Annotated in this window: 13 protein-coding genes; 7 read left to right on the forward strand and 6 right to left on the reverse strand. The window is 56.5% G+C overall.

Annotated elements, in window-relative coordinates:
• Positions 1–43 precede the first annotated feature (43 nt).
• Positions 44–1,705, reverse strand: a complete 1,662-nt coding sequence (locus GHO03_RS02260) for a GMC family oxidoreductase (RefSeq protein ID WP_153399044.1) — start codon at positions 1,703–1,705, stop codon at positions 44–46.
• A 151-nt stretch (positions 1,706–1,856) separates the two neighbouring features.
• Between GHO03_RS02260 and GHO03_RS02265 the strand changes: the two genes are divergently transcribed.
• The gene (locus tag GHO03_RS02265; protein ID WP_094999582.1) at positions 1,857–2,744 is read left to right on the forward strand and encodes a LysR family transcriptional regulator; all 888 of its coding nucleotides are present in this window, start codon (positions 1,857–1,859) and stop codon (positions 2,742–2,744) included.
• Positions 2,745–2,815: 71 nt separating this feature from the next.
• On the opposite strand, the gene gyrB is transcribed toward GHO03_RS02265, so the two are convergent.
• Genes gyrB through dnaA form a run of 4 tightly spaced genes read right to left on the reverse strand, consistent with a single transcriptional unit; the run spans position 2,816 to position 9,005 of the window.
• Complete coding sequence (gene gyrB / locus GHO03_RS02270) at positions 2,816–5,233, reverse strand: DNA topoisomerase (ATP-hydrolyzing) subunit B (protein ID WP_016782862.1); 2,418 nt, start codon at positions 5,231–5,233, stop codon at positions 2,816–2,818.
• A gap of 5 nt (positions 5,234–5,238) precedes the next feature.
• Complete coding sequence (gene recF / locus GHO03_RS02275; protein ID WP_094999581.1) at positions 5,239–6,342, reverse strand: DNA replication/repair protein RecF; 1,104 nt, start codon at positions 6,340–6,342, stop codon at positions 5,239–5,241.
• A gap of 21 nt (positions 6,343–6,363) precedes the next feature.
• Entirely contained in the window at positions 6,364–7,467 is a 1,104-nt protein-coding gene (gene dnaN / locus GHO03_RS02280) for a DNA polymerase III subunit beta (RefSeq protein ID WP_016782864.1), read from the reverse strand.
• 38 nt (positions 7,468–7,505) lie between these two features.
• Positions 7,506–9,005, reverse strand: coding sequence for a chromosomal replication initiator protein DnaA (gene dnaA / locus GHO03_RS02285; protein ID WP_095031564.1), 1,500 nt, complete (start codon positions 9,003–9,005; stop codon positions 7,506–7,508).
• Between the two features lie 563 nt (positions 9,006–9,568).
• Here dnaA and rpmH point away from each other — a divergent pair.
• The 5 genes from rpmH to mnmE all read left to right on the forward strand — a co-directional run bounded on the left by rpmH (position 9,569) and on the right by mnmE (position 13,491).
• On the forward strand, positions 9,569–9,703 hold the full coding sequence (gene rpmH / locus GHO03_RS02290) for a 50S ribosomal protein L34 (protein WP_003213577.1): 135 nt from the start codon (positions 9,569–9,571) through the stop codon (positions 9,701–9,703).
• A 16-nt stretch (positions 9,704–9,719) separates the two neighbouring features.
• The gene (gene rnpA, locus GHO03_RS02295; RefSeq protein ID WP_019828646.1) at positions 9,720–10,121 is read left to right on the forward strand and encodes a ribonuclease P protein component; all 402 of its coding nucleotides are present in this window, start codon (positions 9,720–9,722) and stop codon (positions 10,119–10,121) included.
• Complete coding sequence (yidD, locus tag GHO03_RS02300) at positions 10,114–10,347, forward strand: membrane protein insertion efficiency factor YidD (protein WP_019828647.1); 234 nt, start codon at positions 10,114–10,116, stop codon at positions 10,345–10,347. Before rnpA ends, yidD begins: the two co-directional genes overlap by 8 nt.
• A gap of 13 nt (positions 10,348–10,360) precedes the next feature.
• On the forward strand, positions 10,361–12,043 hold the full coding sequence (gene yidC / locus GHO03_RS02305; RefSeq protein WP_094999579.1) for a membrane protein insertase YidC: 1,683 nt from the start codon (positions 10,361–10,363) through the stop codon (positions 12,041–12,043).
• Positions 12,044–12,123: 80 nt separating this feature from the next.
• Positions 12,124–13,491 (forward strand): tRNA uridine-5-carboxymethylaminomethyl(34) synthesis GTPase MnmE, encoded by a 1,368-nt coding sequence (mnmE, locus tag GHO03_RS02310; protein WP_094999578.1) that lies wholly within the window; start codon positions 12,124–12,126, stop codon positions 13,489–13,491.
• Between the two features lie 32 nt (positions 13,492–13,523).
• On the opposite strand, the gene GHO03_RS02315 is transcribed toward mnmE, so the two are convergent.
• On the reverse strand, positions 13,524–14,444 hold the full coding sequence (locus GHO03_RS02315; RefSeq protein ID WP_133144963.1) for a transposase: 921 nt from the start codon (positions 14,442–14,444) through the stop codon (positions 13,524–13,526).
• Between the two features lie 469 nt (positions 14,445–14,913).
• Here GHO03_RS02315 and GHO03_RS02320 point away from each other — a divergent pair, with 469 nt between their 5' ends.
• Entirely contained in the window at positions 14,914–16,530 is a 1,617-nt protein-coding gene (locus tag GHO03_RS02320) for an ABC-F family ATP-binding cassette domain-containing protein (RefSeq protein ID WP_153399047.1), read from the forward strand.
• Positions 16,531–16,719: the final 189 nt, after the last annotated feature.

A 16,719-nucleotide genomic window follows, 5' to 3' on the forward strand; every position in this document is an offset into this window, starting at 1 on the left:
CACTGCCGGTTCCGGATGACTGCGCCCGAAACCACGATCGCCTTCAGGCGACCGGTATAGCTGCCGTGCGGTTAACGCCTGCTGTGTACTGCGGTGTTTCAAGCGAAGCCTGCAAAATCAGCTGCGCGGCTTTTTCGCCAATCATCAGGGTCGGAGAACAGGTATTACCCGACACGATGCTGGGCATGATCGAAGCGTCTGCCACCCTCAAACCCGGTACCCCATGAACGCGCAATTGGGCATCGACCACTGCCTCGGCGTCCTGGCCCATGCAGCAAGTGCCCACGGGGTGAAAAATCGTCGTACCAATACGGGCAGCTGCGTCGTACAGCTCTTGTTCGGTCTGCAAGTCCTTGCCTGGCAGATATTCCTCAGGGGTAAAGGCCTGCAGAGCTGCGCTGGCCACGATACGCCGAGTCAGGCGTATGGCATCGGCTGCTACCTTCAGATCATCAGGGTGGCTCAGGTAATTGGGGTCGATCAGCGGTGCGTCATCCGGGTTTGCCGAACGGATATCCACGCGCCCCCGGCTTTTTGGTCGCAAGTTGCACACCGAGGCGGTAAAGGCCGGGAAGGTGTGCAGCGGCTCGCCAAAACGCTCAAGGGACAGCGGCTGGACGTGGTATTGCAAGTTGGCAGATAACTGATCAGGGTCGGATTTGACGAACGCCCCCAGCTGACTGGGGGCCATCGCCAAAGGACCACTGCGGTCGTAGGCATATCGCAGGCCCATGCCGACTTTACCCCACACGCTATTGGCGACCTGGTTGAGGGTTCGGGCCTTGGTCAGTTTGAAGATCAAGCGTAACTGCAAGTGGTCCTGCAAATTCCCCCCCACCCCGGGCAGCTCATGCAGCACAGTTATCCCCAGGCTTTCGAGCAAAGGCCGCGGGCCAATACCCGAGCGCTGCAAGATGCCAGGAGAGCCAATCGAACCGGCGCAAAGGATAATCTCGCAACCGGCCGTGAAGGTATGCTGTGCGCCTTGCCAGCGCGCACTGACCTGGGTGGCCCGGCCGTTTTCAAGCAGCACTTTGTCGACTTGCACGTCGGTCAAAACCGTCAGGTTGGGGCGCTTGAGTATTGGCCGCAGAAAAGCCTTTGAGGCATTCCAGCGCACACCGGAGCGCTGGTTGACTTGAAAGTATCCACAGCCCTGGTTATCGCCACCGTTGAAATCGCTGACGCTGGCAATTCCGCTTTGCGCGGCGGCGTCACGAAACGCGTCGAGAATCGGCCATGAATAGCGCTGCTGCTCAACCCGCCACTCACCTTCACTGCCATGCAGCTCAGAATTGCCGGCAAAGTGCTTTTCGCTGCGTTTGAACAATGGCAATACGTCATCCCAGCCCCAGCCCGAATTGCCCAACTCGGCCCAGCGGTTGTAATCACCCGCCTGGCCGCGCATATAAATCATGCCGTTGATGGACGAGCTGCCGCCCAAGACCTTACCCCGTGGGTAGCTCAGGCTGCGACCTTGCAAACCGGCCTGGGTTTCGGTCTTGAAACACCAGTCGGTGCGCGGGTTACCGATGCAATACAGGTAACCCACAGGAATATGGATCCACGGGTAGTTATCTTGCCCGCCCGCTTCGAGCAGCAACACGTTGTGGCGAGGATCGGCAGACAGCCGATTGGCCAGCACTGAACCTGCAGGCCCGGCACCCACGATGATGTAGTCGTACACCTTGTTGGCTGATGGCATGTATCACCTCGCGCCTTTTATTTATTGTTCTTGTCCTACACCATCCTATTGATTATTTTCGTGTTGCAAACGCGAGATTTCACCCATGGCTTGTGCGTTTTTGCACAGTCATCCGTAAGCCACATCTGATGTAGCGCTCTGGGGGTTGATCATGTTCGACTGGAATGACATGCGGTACTTCCTGGAGTTGCAGCGCAGCGGACGTTTACTCACCGCCGCCAAGCGCCTGAACACCACCCATAGCACCGTTGCCCGGCATATTGAGAGCATCGAGCAACACTTGGGCGCGGCTTTATTTGTGCAATATGCCCAGGGGTACGAACTGACCCCGGCCGGGCAAGCCTTGCTCAAACATGCCGAAGCGATGGAAAACGTCGCACTGCTGGCCCAGGAAGAAATCAACCAGTCCCTCACCCCCTTGGGCAAAATCCGTCTGGGTGTCACCGAGGGCATTGGCATCATGTTTATCACCTCGCGACTGCGGGGTTTGTTTGAGCGTTATCCAGGTCTGGAGGTGGAACTGGTCGCAGTACCGCGCTTCGTCAGCATCCTCAACCGCGAAGCAGAAATCAGTATTCATCTGGACCGTCCCAACGCCGACCTGTTGATAACTCGCAAACTCACTGACTACCGGCTCGCGCTCTATGCCAGCCGCCTTTATCTGGACAAGGCGCCGCCTCTGAACAGCCGCGACGATCTGGCCAACCACTACTGGATCGGCTACGTCGACGACCTGTTGTTCAGTCAGGAGCTGCTGTTCCTCAATACCTTCTGCCGCACCCCGACCGTGACCTTTCGCAGCACCAGCGTCATTGCCCAGCAACAAGCCGCTCGCGCCGGCCTGGGTATCGCCGTATTGCCCAACTACATGGCCGCTGACGACCCCGACCTGGTGCGTGTATTGCCGGGCGAGTCTGTGCAACGCAGTTACTGGATCAGCACCCGCCGGGAACTGCACAAATCCGTAAGGTTGAGGGTGGTGTGGGATTTTTTACTGGAGTTGTGCCGCGAGGAGAGGGCGGTGCTGCTGGCGCCATAGTCATTTTTTAGCCATTAAAAAAGGCCAACGCTGAGCGTTGGCCTTTTTGGGTACTGCGGGTCAAAACAGGATCAGAAATCCAGGTTGGACACTGCCAGTGCGTTGCTCTCGATGAATTCACGACGTGGTTCTACAGCATCGCCCATCAAGGTGTTGAAGATCTGATCGGCGCCGATCGCGTCTTCGATGGTGACTTTCAGCATGCGACGTACGCTTGGGTCCATCGTGGTTTCCCAGAGCTGATCCGGGTTCATTTCACCCAGACCTTTGTAGCGCTGGATGGTGTGACGTTTGGTACTTTCAGCCATCAACCAGTCCAGTGCTTCCTTGAACTCGGTCACTTGCTTGCGACGTTCGCCACGCTGGATATAGGCGCCTTCATCCAGCAGGGTGCTCAGTTGAGCGCCCAGGGTCACAACGGTTTTGTAATCGTTGCTGCCGAAGAAGTCGCGGTTGAAGGTGATGAACGTCGAGTGGCCGTGGGAGATCAGTTCGACCTCTGGCAACCAGACATTACGCTCACGGTCTTCACGCAGGCTGGCTTTGTAGACCAGGCCCGATTTCTCGACCAGACGCAGACGCTCTTCAAACTTGGCCATCCAGTCCTGCATGGCAGCGTGGTCACCCAACTGCTCAAGGCTTACAGCCGGCAGGTAGATGAAGTGCTCGGTCAGCTCCTGAGGGTACAGGCGCGACAAACGCTTGAGGGTCTTCATCACCATGCGGAAGTCGTACACCAGACGCTCCAGTGCCTCACCGGAGATGCCAGGGGCATCTTCGTTCAAGTGCAGGCTGGCATCTTCAAGAGCCGACTGGGTCATGTACTCTTCCATGGCCTCGTCGTCTTTAATGTACTGCTCTTGCTTGCCCTTTTTCACTTTGTACAACGGTGGCTGGGCGATGTAGATGTAGCCACGCTCGATCAGCTCCGGCAACTGACGGAAGAAGAAGGTCAGCAGCAGGGTACGGATGTGCGAACCGTCAACGTCAGCATCGGTCATGATGATGATGTTGTGATAGCGCAGTTTGTCGATGTTGTACTCTTCGCGGCCGATGCCACAGCCCAGCGCAGTGATCAAGGTGCCGACTTCTTGCGAAGAGATCATCTTGTCAAAACGGGCTTTCTCGACGTTGAGGATTTTACCTTTCAACGGCAGGATGGCTTGGGTACGACGGTTGCGACCCTGCTTGGCGGAGCCGCCAGCAGAGTCACCTTCCACCAGGTACAGTTCGGACAGAGCAGGGTCTTTTTCCTGGCAGTCAGCCAGCTTGCCCGGCAGGCCCGCGATGTCCAACGCGCCTTTACGACGGGTCATCTCACGGGCTTTACGTGCAGCTTCACGAGCACGGGCTGCGTCGATCATCTTGCCGACAATCAACTTGGCTTCGTTCGGGTGTTCCAGCAGGAAGTCGGAGAAGAACTTGCCCATTTCCTGTTCAACAGCGGTCTTCACTTCGGAAGACACCAGCTTGTCTTTAGTCTGCGAGCTGAACTTTGGATCCGGCACTTTCACCGAGATGATCGCGGTCAAGCCTTCACGGGCGTCATCACCGGTGGTGGCGACCTTGTGCTTCTTGGCCAGGCCTTCAGCTTCGATGTACGTGTTGAGGTTACGCGTCAGGGCAGAGCGGAAGCCCACCAAGTGCGTGCCACCATCGCGCTGTGGAATGTTGTTGGTGAAGCACAACAGGTTCTCGTTGAAGCTGTCGTTCCACTGCAGGGCGATTTCTACGCCGATGCCGTCTTCACGCTGAACATTGAAGTGGAACACCTGGTTCACAGGGTTCTTGTTGGTGTTCAGGTAATCAACGAATGCACGCAGGCCACCTTCGTACTTGAACAGCTCCTCCTTGCCGCTGCGCTCGTCCTTGAGGACGATACCCACACCGGAGTTCAGGAAGGACAGTTCACGAATCCGCTTGGCCAGGATGTCCCAGCTAAAGTGGATATTCTTGAAGGTTTCAGCCGAAGGCTTGAAGTGGATCTGCGTACCCGTGGTTTCGCTTTCACCCACAATAGCCATAGGCGCCTGAGGAACACCGTGGACGTAGGTCTGTTCCCAGATCTTGCCACTGCGGCGTACAGTCAGGACCAGCAGTTCGGACAGGGCGTTTACCACCGAAACACCTACACCGTGCAAGCCGCCGGATACTTTGTAGGAGTTGTCATCGAACTTACCGCCGGCGTGCAGCACGGTCATGATGACCTCGGCTGCAGATACGCCTTCTTCTTTATGCACGTCAACCGGAATACCGCGGCCGTTATCGCGCACGGTGATGGACTCGTCCGGGTGGATCGTGATGGTGATGTCGTCGCAATGGCCAGCCAGCGCTTCGTCGATGGAGTTGTCGACTACTTCGAACACCATGTGGTGCAGACCGCTGCCATCGTCAGTATCACCAATGTACATACCGGGACGTTTGCGTACGGCATCAAGGCCTTTCAGCACTTTAATGCTCGTTGAGTCGTACGTGTTTTCTTCGCTCAATGCCTTCACTCCCGATGGTCGTGGGTCTGGGTGATACAGCCCTGTTCCACGTGGAACAGGGCAACTGGCGTTTCCGTCTGCCAGCCTTCCCTCAATAATTCGTGGTCTACACAGGTAATGAATACCTGGCAGCGTAAGTCTTCCAACAAGCGACACAGTGCGTTGCGATGCTGCTCGTCCAGTTCGGACGGCAAGTCATCCACCAGATAAATACATTGGCCTCGCCGGGCCTGGCTGACCAAGTGCCCCTGAGCGATGCGCAGCGCGCAGACCACCAACTTCTGCTGCCCCCGCGACAAAATATCTGCGGCGTTATTTGCACCCAGCTTAAGGCGCAAATCAGCACGTTGTGGCCCCGCCTGGGTATGCCCCATTTGCTGGTCCCGGTGGACAGACGCGGCGAGTACAGCACTCAGCTCACGGTCTTTATCCCAACCACGGTAATAGCTCAGCGTTAACCCCTGGAGATCCAGCAGCTCGCTCAGGGTCTGCTCAAAGACTGGTTTCAAGGCTTTGATGTAGGCGCGGCGGTATTCATCAATTTCAGCACTGGCCAGGCACAGTTCCCGGTCCCAGGCCGCTTGTGAAACGGCGTCGAGTGTACCATGCCGCAGCCATGAGTTCCGCTGCCGCAGGGCCTTCTGTAGCCGCTGCCAGGTCGACATGAACCGCGGTTCAACATGGAACACGCCCCAGTCGAGAAATTGCCTGCGGATCTTTGGGGCCCCTTCAAGAAGTCGGAAGCTGTCCGGGTTGATCAATTGCAGCGGAAGTATCTCGGCCAATTGCGCAGCACTGCGCGCATTCTGGCCGTCGATACGAATCTGGAACTCCCCCTGACGATCCCGCGAGACACCCAGTGCACTGTGCCCGCCTTCTGCCAGTTCTACCTGACCAAAAACTGTACAGCTCTGCTGCTCATGCTGGATAACGGGGTTCAGCCGCACACTGCGAAACGACCGCGCCAACCCTAGCAGGTGGATAGCTTCCAGCACGCTGGTTTTGCCGCTGCCGTTGGCGCCGTACAGAATATTGATGCGGGGGGAGGGGGAGAAGGTCACCGGGTGCAGGTTACGCACCGCGGTGACTGTGACACGACTGAGGGACATCTAGCGTGGGCTGTGCATAAGTTACAGGCGCATCGGCATGACAACGTAGGCCGAGTCGTCGTTGTCCGACTCCTGGACCAGGGCGCTGCTGTTGGAGTCCGACAGGATCAGACGCACTTGCTCAGTGGTCATGACGCCCAGTACGTCCAGCAGGTAGCTCACGTTGAAGCCGATCTCCAGGGAGCCGCCGTTGTAATCAACGCCAACTTCTTCTTCCGCTTCTTCCTGCTCCGGGTTATTGGCCTGGATTTTCAGCTGGCCATTGGCCAGTTGAAGGCGAATACCGCGGTACTTTTCGTTGGACAGGATCGCAGTACGGCTGAACGCTTCACGCAGTGCCTGACGGTCACCGATCACCACCTTGTCACCGCCTTTAGGCAGAACGCGCTCGTAGTCCGGGAACTTGCCGTCTACCAGCTTGGAGGTAAAGGTGAACTCGCCGGTGGTCGCACGGATATGGTGTGCACCCAGAACGATGCTCACTTCGCCGTCTGGCTCGGTCAGCAGGCGCGCCAGCTCGAGGATACCCTTGCGCGGTACGATCACCTGGTGACGGTCTGGTTGGCCGATATCGGCTTTCATCGAGCACATGGCCAAACGGTGACCGTCGGTAGCTACGGCACGGATGATCCCGGCCGACACTTCCAGCAGCATACCGTTGAGGTAGTAACGAACGTCCTGCTGGGCCATGGCAAAGCTGGTGCGCTCGATCAGACGACGCAACTTGCTCTGCTGCAGGCTGCAGGTCAGCGAACCCGGACCTTCTTCAACCGTCGGGAAATCGTTGGCCGGCAACGTCGACAGGGTAAAGCGGCTACGGCCTGCCTTGACCACCAGTTTGTTGTCATCAAGTTTGATGTCGATCAGTGCATCGTTGGGCAGGCTTTTGCAGATATCCATCAGCTTGCGCGCAGGCACGGTGATTTCGCCTGGCTCGGCCGGCTCTTCAAGTTGCACCCGACCGACCAGCTCGACTTCAAGGTCAGTACCGGTCAGCGACAGTTGCTGGCCTTCGACAACCAACAGCACGTTGGACAATACCGGCAAGGTCTGGCGGCGTTCTACTACGCCGGCGACCAGTTGCAGGGGTTTCAACAGGGCTTCGCGTTGAATGGTGAAATGCATGGTCTAGTCCCTTGCCTTAATAAGCTGCGCTGGTGTCATCAGGTTGTCAGAGTTCGCAGCAGGTTCTTGTAGTCCTCGCGGATGTCCGCGTCGGATTCCTTGAGTTCGTTGATCTTGCGGCATGCGTGCAAAACCGTGGTGTGATCGCGACCGCCAAACACATCGCCGATTTCCGGCAGGCTGTGGTTGGTCAGTTCCTTGGACAGTGCCATGGCGACCTGGCGTGGTCGCGCTACCGAGCGCGAACGGCGCTTGGACAACAAGTCCGAGATCTTGATCTTGTAGTACTCGGCCACGGTACGCTGGATGTTATCCACAGAGACGAGTTTGTCTTGCAGCGCCAGCAAGTCTTTTAGGGACTCGCGAATCAGCTCGATGGTGATGTCGCGGCCCATAAAGTGCGAGTGAGCGATAACGCGCTTGAGCGCGCCTTCGAGCTCACGCACGTTGGAGCGAATGCGCTGGGCAATAAAGAAGGCTGCATCATGGGGCAGATCAACCTTGGCCTGATCGGCCTTCTTCATCAGGATCGCTACGCGGGTCTCTAGCTCCGGCGGCTCGACGGCAACCGTCAGTCCCCAGCCAAAGCGCGACTTCAGACGCTCTTCGAGGCCTTCGATTTCTTTCGGGTAACGGTCACTGGTCAGAATCACTTGCTGACCGCCTTCAAGCAGGGCGTTGAAGGTGTGGAAGAACTCTTCCTGGGACCGTTCCTTGCGCGCAAAGAATTGAATGTCATCGATAAGCAAGGCATCGACCGATCGGTAGAAGCGCTTGAACTCGTTGATGGCATTGAGCTGCAGGGCTTTAACCATATCAGCTACAAAACGCTCGGAATGCAGGTACACGACCTTGGCATTCGGGTTCTTCTTTAACAGGTGGTTACCCACCGCGTGCATCAAGTGAGTTTTACCCAGACCTACGCCACCATAAAGGAAGAGCGGGTTGTAACCATGCTTGGGGTTATCCGCCACTTGCCACGCCGCAGCGCGGGCCAGTTGGTTGGACTTGCCCTCGACGAAGTTTTCAAAGGTAAAGGTGCGGTTCAGGTAGCTGGTGTGCTTCAGGGCACCTTCAACCTGAACGGTGCGCTGTTCGGCGCGCACGGGTGCTTGCTGCGAGCTGGCGCCTGCCATCGGGTCGAAGCTGGCACGCGAAGGCTCTTCGCTGGCGGGCTCGGACTGCTTGGGCGCGGGTGCAGAGACTGCAGGCGTAGGCGCGCTCGGCGCCGGGGCTTGTTGAGAAGCCGATGCAGCCAAGGGCGCATTGGGGGCAGCACGAGGCGCCGAGCTGCGTTTGCTGCCTATTAACAAGGACAACGCTGGCGCCATGCCATTGCTGTGCTCATTCAACAGTTCAAGCAAACGGCTCAGGTATTTTTCGTTAACCCAGTCGAGAACGAATCGGTTGGGTGCATACACACGCAACTCGTCGCCTTCGGCTTCGACCTGTAGTGGACGGATCCAGGTGTTGAATTGCTGGGCAGGCAGCTCATCGCGCAAAAGCTCCACGCACTGCTGCCAAAGTTCCACTGACACGGATATCCCCTAAGTTGAAAGCCGGTGAGGCAAAAACAGGCGCCATTGTAGCGACCGCCGCCCCACTTATCCACATGTAGCTGACCTGCATATAAGGCGTTGACAGGCTTTTTACTGTGAACAAAGCGACAAATGGTATGTGCATAAGGTCTGTGGATAAGCGGGCCTGAGCTCGTTGCACAAGTGGGGGTAAAACTCTGTGCATAACACGACTGTGGATAAGTAGCCCTTTCATGCACAGCTTTTCCGAGGGTGCAGCACAGGCAAAGCACCGCTTGTGGACAACCTTTCTGTTCTCTGAAAACCTTGCTCTACAAGGGCTACATAGAGTTATCCACAGCAGAACGGCTCTATAAGAGTAGTAAGTTCTTTAAAAGAGCTTTAAATACTTCGTTTTTTTATTTCTATAGTTGGCAGGCACAAGACTGGTGCAAAACGGCAAACATCTATTTAGCAGTAAACGTTGGTTGGAAATTGACCTATCGGCTTGCATTCTCTAGAATCGCCGGTCTCTTAAAACGGGGGCCATTCCGGCCCGTTGTGGACGAACCAGGTAGCACGACATGAAACGTACTTTCCAACCAAGCACTATCAAACGCGCCCGCACTCACGGTTTCCGTGCTCGCATGGCTACTAAAAACGGCCGTGCAGTCCTGTCGCGTCGCCGCGCCAAAGGCCGTGCACGTCTGGCAGTTTGATAATCAGACAATGGTGGTGAGTCAGGACTTCAGTCGGGAAAAGCGGTTACTCACTCCCCGACATTTCAAGGCAGTCTTTGACTCCCCCACCGGCAAGGTTCCGGGGAAAAATCTCCTGCTCCTTGCGCGTAGCAACGATCTTGATCACCCCCGCCTGGGGTTAGTGATCGGGAAAAAGAGCGTAAAGCTCTCCGTTGAGCGCAATCGCCTTAAGCGTTTGATGCGTGAATCGTTTCGTCTCCACCAGGATTTACTGGTTGGTTGGGATATCGTTATCGTCGCGCGCAAAGGTTTGGGTGACGTAGAGAACCCCGAATTGATTCAGCATTTCGGCAAACTCTGGAAGCGTCTGGCCCGTAACACGCCAGTTCCAGCGGTTAAAACCGAAACTGTAGGGGTAGGCAGTCCTGATGCGTAAACTGGCACTCGTTCCGATCCAGTTTTATCGTTATGCCATTAGTCCTTTGATGGCCAGCCACTGCCGTTTCTACCCCAGTTGTTCCTGCTACGCGTTGGAAGCCATCGAAAATCATGGCCTTCTGCGCGGCGGCTGGCTGACCTTTCGTCGTTTAGGTCGCTGTCACCCGTGGAATCCCGGTGGTTACGACCCGGTTCCACCTATCCCTACCTCCCGTTCTTCTTGATGGCCGAGTAATCATGGATATTAAACGCACGATCCTGATCGTCGCTCTCGCAGTCGTGTCCTACGTTATGGTTCTGAAATGGAACCAGGACTACGGCCAAGCTGCCCTGCCGACTCAGAATGTTGCCGCCAGCACCACCGCACCGGCTTTGCCCGATACGGTTTCAGGTAACAACGTTGCAAACAGTGCCGATGTACCCAGCGCCAATACCGATACCAGCACACCGACTGAAACCCCGGTGGCTGCAAGCAAAGACCTCATCCACGTAAAAACGGATGTTCTGGATATCGCGATTGATCCACAGGGTGGTGATATTGCCCAGCTGCGTCTGCCGCTTTATCCACGTCGCCAGGATCACCCGGATGTTCCTTTCCAGTTGTTCGATAACGGCAACGAACGCACCTATCTGGCCCAAAGTGGCCTGACAGGCGTTGATGGCCCGGACGCCCGTCCGTCAGGTCGTCCTGTTTTCAGCACCGAGAAAAAGACCTACGAACTGGCCCCAGGTCAGGATCAACTGGTTGTTGATCTGAAATTCAGCGAAAACGGCATCAACTACATCAAACGTTTCACGCTCAAGCGTGGTTTGTACGATGTACAAGTCAGCTATCTGATTGATAACGAGAGCGGCAAGCCGTGGAACGGCAACCTGTTCGCGCAATTGAAGCGTGATGCCAGCTCCGATCCTTCTTCCAGCACCGCCACCGGTACTGCGACTTACCTGGGCGCTGCCCTGTGGACAAGTGCAGAGCCGTACAAAAAAGTGTCGATGAAAGATATCGACAAGGCTCAGCTGAAAGAAACCGTACAAGGCGGCTGGGTTGCCTGGTTGCAGCACTACTTTGTGACCGCGTGGATCCCTCAGAAAGGCGATAACAACGTCGTTCAGACCCGCAAAGACAACCAAGGCAACTACATCATCGGTTTCACTGGCCCAACATTGACTGTTGAACCGGGCAAAACCGCTGAAACCAGCGCTACGTTGTACGCCGGTCCGAAAAGCCAGGGTGTACTCAAAGAGTTGTCCCCAGGCCTGGAACTGACAGTTGACTACGGCATCCTGTGGTTCATTGCCCAGCCTATCTTCTGGCTGCTGCAACATATCCACAGCCTGGTCGGTAACTGGGGCTGGTCGATCATCTTCCTGACCATGCTGATCAAAGGGATCTTCTTCCCTCTGTCGGCCGCCAGCTACAAGTCGATGGCCCGCATGCGCGCTGTGGCACCAAAACTGGCCGCTCTGAAAGAGCAGTTCGGTGATGACCGCCAGAAAATGTCGCAAGCGATGATGGAGCTGTACAAGAAAGAGAAGATCAATCCACTGGGCGGCTGCTTGCCGATTCTGGTGCAGATGCCGGTCTTCCTGTCCTTGTACTGGGTACTTCTGGAAAGTGTTGAAATGCGCCAGGCGCCGTTCATGCTCTGGATTACCGACCTGTCGATCAAAGACCCGTTCTTCATTCTGCCGATCATCATGGGCGCAACCATGTTCATCCAGCAGCGTCTGAACCCGACTCCGCCGGATCCGATGCAGGCCAAGGTGATGAAGCTGATGCCAATCATCTTCACCTTCTTCTTCCTGTGGTTCCCGGCTGGTCTGGTGCTGTACTGGGTTGTGAACAACTGCCTGTCCATCGCTCAACAGTGGTACATCACGCGTAAAGTCGAAGCGGCTACCAAAAAAGTCGCTGAGTAACTTACTCTGATACGCACCACTCAAAACGCCCCCTAGTGGGGCGTTTTGCTATCCGTCACTTTTGTTTTGAGGCCTGTTTTATGAGTGTTCCGGCAGAGACTATTGCTGCAGTAGCGACCGCCCAAGGCCGAGGTGGTGTGGGGATCGTACGTATTTCCGGCCCACTCGCCCGTGTTGCGGCCAAAGCGTTCAGCGAACGCGAACTAAAACCGCGCTATGCCCATTACGGCCCTTTTTACGGCGACAACCGCGAAGTGCTGGATGAAGGCATAGCACTCTACTTCCCCGGGCCCAACTCCTTTACCGGCGAAGACGTCCTTGAACTGCAGGGCCACGGCGGTCCGATTGTTCTGGATATGCTGCTGCAGCGCTGCATCCAGTTGGGCTGCCGTTTGGCCCGTCCGGGGGAGTTCAGCGAGCGGGCCTTTTTGAATGACAAGCTCGACCTGGCCCAGGCCGAGGCGATTGCCGATCTGATCGAGGCAAGTTCTGCACAGGCTGCGCGTAACGCATTACGTTCCTTGCAGGGTGCTTTCTCTCAACGTGTGCATAACTTGACCGAGCAATTGATCGGTTTGCGTATCTATGTCGAAGCAGCGATTGATTTCCCGGAAGAAGAAATCGACTTCCTCGCCGATGGCCATGTGCTCGGTATGCTCGACAAGGTTCGTGAAGAGTTATCCACCGTACAGCGCGAAGCCGGCCAGGGTGCTTTGCTGCGCGACGGCATGACCGTGGTGATTGCCGGGCGGCCCAATGCTGGAAAATCGAGCCTGCTCAATGCCCTGGCCGGGCGTGAAGCGGCGATCGTGACCGAAATCGCGGGTACTACCCGTGATGTGTTACGCGAACACATCCACATCGATGGCATGCCATTGCACGTTGTCGACACCGCAGGTCTGCGCGACACCGATGACCAGGTTGAGAAAATTGGCGTGCAGCGCGCACTCAAGGCCATTGGTGAAGCTGATAGGGTATTGCTGGTGGTTGATGCCACGGCACCGGAAGCTGATGACCCGTTTGCCCTGTGGCCAGAGTTTCTTGAACAACGCCCGGATCCGGCGAAGGTGACCTTGATCCGCAACAAGGCGGATCTAAGCGGTGAGAATGTAGCCCTTGAAGTCAGTGAAGATGGCCATGTCACCATCAGCCTGAGTGCCAGATCTACAGAAGGCTTGGACCTGCTGCGGGAACACCTCAAGGCCTGCATGGGCTATGAGCAGACCTCGGAGAGCAGCTTCAGCGCACGCCGCCGCCATCTGGAGGCATTGCAGCACGCCAGCAAGGCACTTGAGCATGGCAGGGCACAACTGACCCTGGCGGGCGCCGGGGAGCTATTGGCCGAAGATTTGCGCCAGGCACAGCATTCCCTTGGCGAAATTACCGGGGCATTCAGTTCGGATGACCTGCTGGGGCGGATCTTCTCCAGCTTCTGTATCGGTAAATGACCCTCGTAGCAGCAACTGTCTTGCCCAGTCATTTACGTTCGCCATGCTGTGCCGTCGCGCAGCATGGCGTTAAGCCGGATCAACAGCACCCGCATGCATGCCACCAGCGCTACTTTTGCGCTCTTGCCTTTGCCGCATAGCCCTTCATAACGCGCTTTGAACGAGGCATCGTAGCGGATGACCGTCCAGCACGACATGTAGAGCGCGCGCCTCACAGCACTGCGTCCACCGCAGATCTTGCGCTTGCCTTGGAACGTCCCGCTGTCATTGTTATACGGGGCCAGGCCGGCCAGTGCCGCAATTTGGTGACGGTCGAGTTCACCTAGCTCCGGCAGGTAAGCCATCAGGCTGGCAGCGGTGATCGTGCCGATGCCTTTGACAGATGTCAGCTGCGTCGTCTTGAGCGCGTCGAGCGCCTGCATCGCTTCTTCGATAGCCTTTTCCAGATCCAAGATTTGTACTTTCAGGAAGGCGATATGACCTTTCAATGCCTCGATAACCTTGGGCAGGTGAGCTTGATGGATGCGGCGCCGATCATCGTCACGCTGCTGGACGAAGCGCTCGCGTTGTTGAACCAACTCCCGCAAACACTGGGCCTGCGTGGAGACCATCTGCGGATTGCTTGCCTTTAGCGTTTGCGCAAACTGCGCGAGAACGTGGGCATCAATGGGGTCTGTTTTGGCTTGCTTGCCGATTGCCTCGGCAAACGCCCGTGCACGGCGAGGATTTACGCGGATGACGATAAATCCAGCCAGACTTAACGCCATCATCACGCCCCGCTCGTAACCACCGGTCGCCTCAAGCAGAGCCTTCTGTACGTCGTATTCGCTCAGCTTTTCGACCAGCTGCGCGTAACCTGCTGAGTTGTTGGGGACATTAAAGCTGACGTCTTGGGGGTGGAGCCAAACGGACAGAGTGGATTTAGCTACATCGATACCGAGCCAGGAAATCATAACAAACACCTCTTACACTCAAGGATGAGAGCACTCTGGTGATGCCCATGCTTGTGATGTTCGAGGTGCGCTCGTTCAACTGTTCGGGCTTGTAGCCAGAGCGGAGAGGTGAATGGCGGTTCTGCTGCTACACGTGCTTACTAACACTGCTGCCGAACAACCTGCCATTCACCGCTCTCACCCCAGACTTTATTCCTTTCTTTAGACACAAGCTGCCGTAGGTACGAGGCTGCGTCCGGCGGCACAGCCGTCGTAAAATCAGACACTGTGGTGTGCCAGTTAAAACCGGAGCTCAGGATTTACGACGACTACGTCGCCGAACGCAGCATCGTTCCTACGGCAGCTGCTACAGTTATCCACATTCACACGAGGTATTAGTCCGATGCGCCATTGATGCCGCCGCGATGCTTGCGGCCAGTTCTTGATTCCCCTGCAACAGGGGGTAGATCTGTGCATCTCTGGAGTGCGTATGGCTAACGTTACCTCTGTAACGCTGCAAGGCGTTTCTTATCATCTGCCCGATGGCAGTTCCCTGTTTTCAGATATTGATCTGCATCTCGACCAGCGCCGCACCGGCCTGGTAGGGCGCAATGGTGTGGGCAAGAGCATATTGGCGCGCATCATGGCAGGGGATATCTTGCCCTCAACCGGCCACTGCATGCGTAATGGCACGGTGTATTACCTGACGCAGCAAGTCAGCCATGACCCCAATCACACCCTTGCCGAGCTTGCTGGCGTGCAACCAGTCATTAGCGCCCTTGAGCGAATAGAGCGGGGCAGCAGCGCCCAAGCGGACTTTGACTGTGTGGGCGAACGCTGGAATATCCGCCAGCAACTGCTCGATCAGCTAAGCCGCAACAAGCTTGCACACCTGACCCTTTCGACTCCTGCATCAGCACTCAGCGGTGGTGAAGCCATGCGCGTGGCTCTGCTGGGCGCCTTTTTGTCGAAAGCCGACCTGTTGATCCTGGATGAGCCCACCAATCATCTGGATCACCAGCATCGACTTGCCCTGCATGAACAGTTGCAGCAGTGGCCAGAAGGATTACTTGTTATCAGCCATGATCGCGCCTTGCTGGAAAATATGGAGCGCATCGTTGAGCTGTCACCACAGGGCCTCACCAGTTACGGCGGCGGTTACTCGTTTTATGCACAGGCCAAAACCGGGCAACTGCAAGCGGCACAACAACAGCTGGCGGCATACCGGCTGGAGCGCAAGCGTCAGGAACAGACCCTGCGTGAGCAAAGGGAAAGTCTTGAGCGCAAACAATCCCGTGGCCGGAAACAGGCCGCTGACGCCAATCAGGCGAAGATTTTGCTGGGCCGGCAAAAGGAGCGCAGCCAGGCCAGCAGCGGTAAGTTGCGGGTACAGCAGGATGCGGCTCGCGAGCAATTATCTGTGCAGGTCCGTCAGGCTGCGAATCAGGTAGAAGAGCAGCAGGCCATCTTTATCTCTGCGCCGCAGCCTTGCTCTGGCTCGCCGGCTCAAATTGCCGAGTTGATAGAGGCCCGCCTGCCTTATGGGGCGCAACAACTGCGCAGGATCAATCTTGCCGTTACGCGAGGCCAGCGCATTGCCTTGACCGGCCCGAACGGCTGCGGCAAGTCGACCTTGCTCAAGGTATTGGCCGGGCAACTAACGGTTGTTTCCGGTCAGGCCAGGACCCTGGTCACCAGCACTTACCTCGACCAGCACCTGGGCGTTTTGGAACCGGCTCGGTCAGTTCTTGAGCAGTTGCAGTCACTTAACCGGCAACTGAGTGAAGGAGAATTACGTACCCGGCTGGCGCAATTGGGCCTCAATGCCGATCGTATTAACCTGCAATCCCATCGGCTCAGTGGCGGTGAACGCTTGAAAGCGGCGATGGCCTGCGTGTTTTATACACAATCCCCACCACAGCTGTTACTGCTCGATGAACCGGCCAATCACCTGGATCTGCCTTCCGTTCAAGCCCTGGAAAGCATGCTCAAGCATTACCCGGGCACTCTGATCGTTACCTCACACGATGATGTGTTTCTGGCCGCAATCGGAATTACCCACAGGCTCATGGCCTCACCCACAGGCTGGCTGCTTTGCCCCGTCTAACGGGGCTGTTGGCTACCGTTTATCACATTAATCATTGACCGAACGTCCGACCGCTTGCCGGATTGCACCTTCAAGCGTTTTTCGGCTGCCTGTTTATTGGCTCGAAAGCACCCAAACACGGGAATAAGCCCTGTGTATAACTGGCCCTCAGGTCAGTGGGTAAGTAGGTCTGAAAACTGAAGATAACCA

Origin of the sequence: Pseudomonas sp. FSL R10-1339, assembly GCF_009600545.1 — a bacterium.
GTDB lineage: Bacteria > Pseudomonadota > Gammaproteobacteria > Pseudomonadales > Pseudomonadaceae > Aquipseudomonas > Aquipseudomonas bubulae.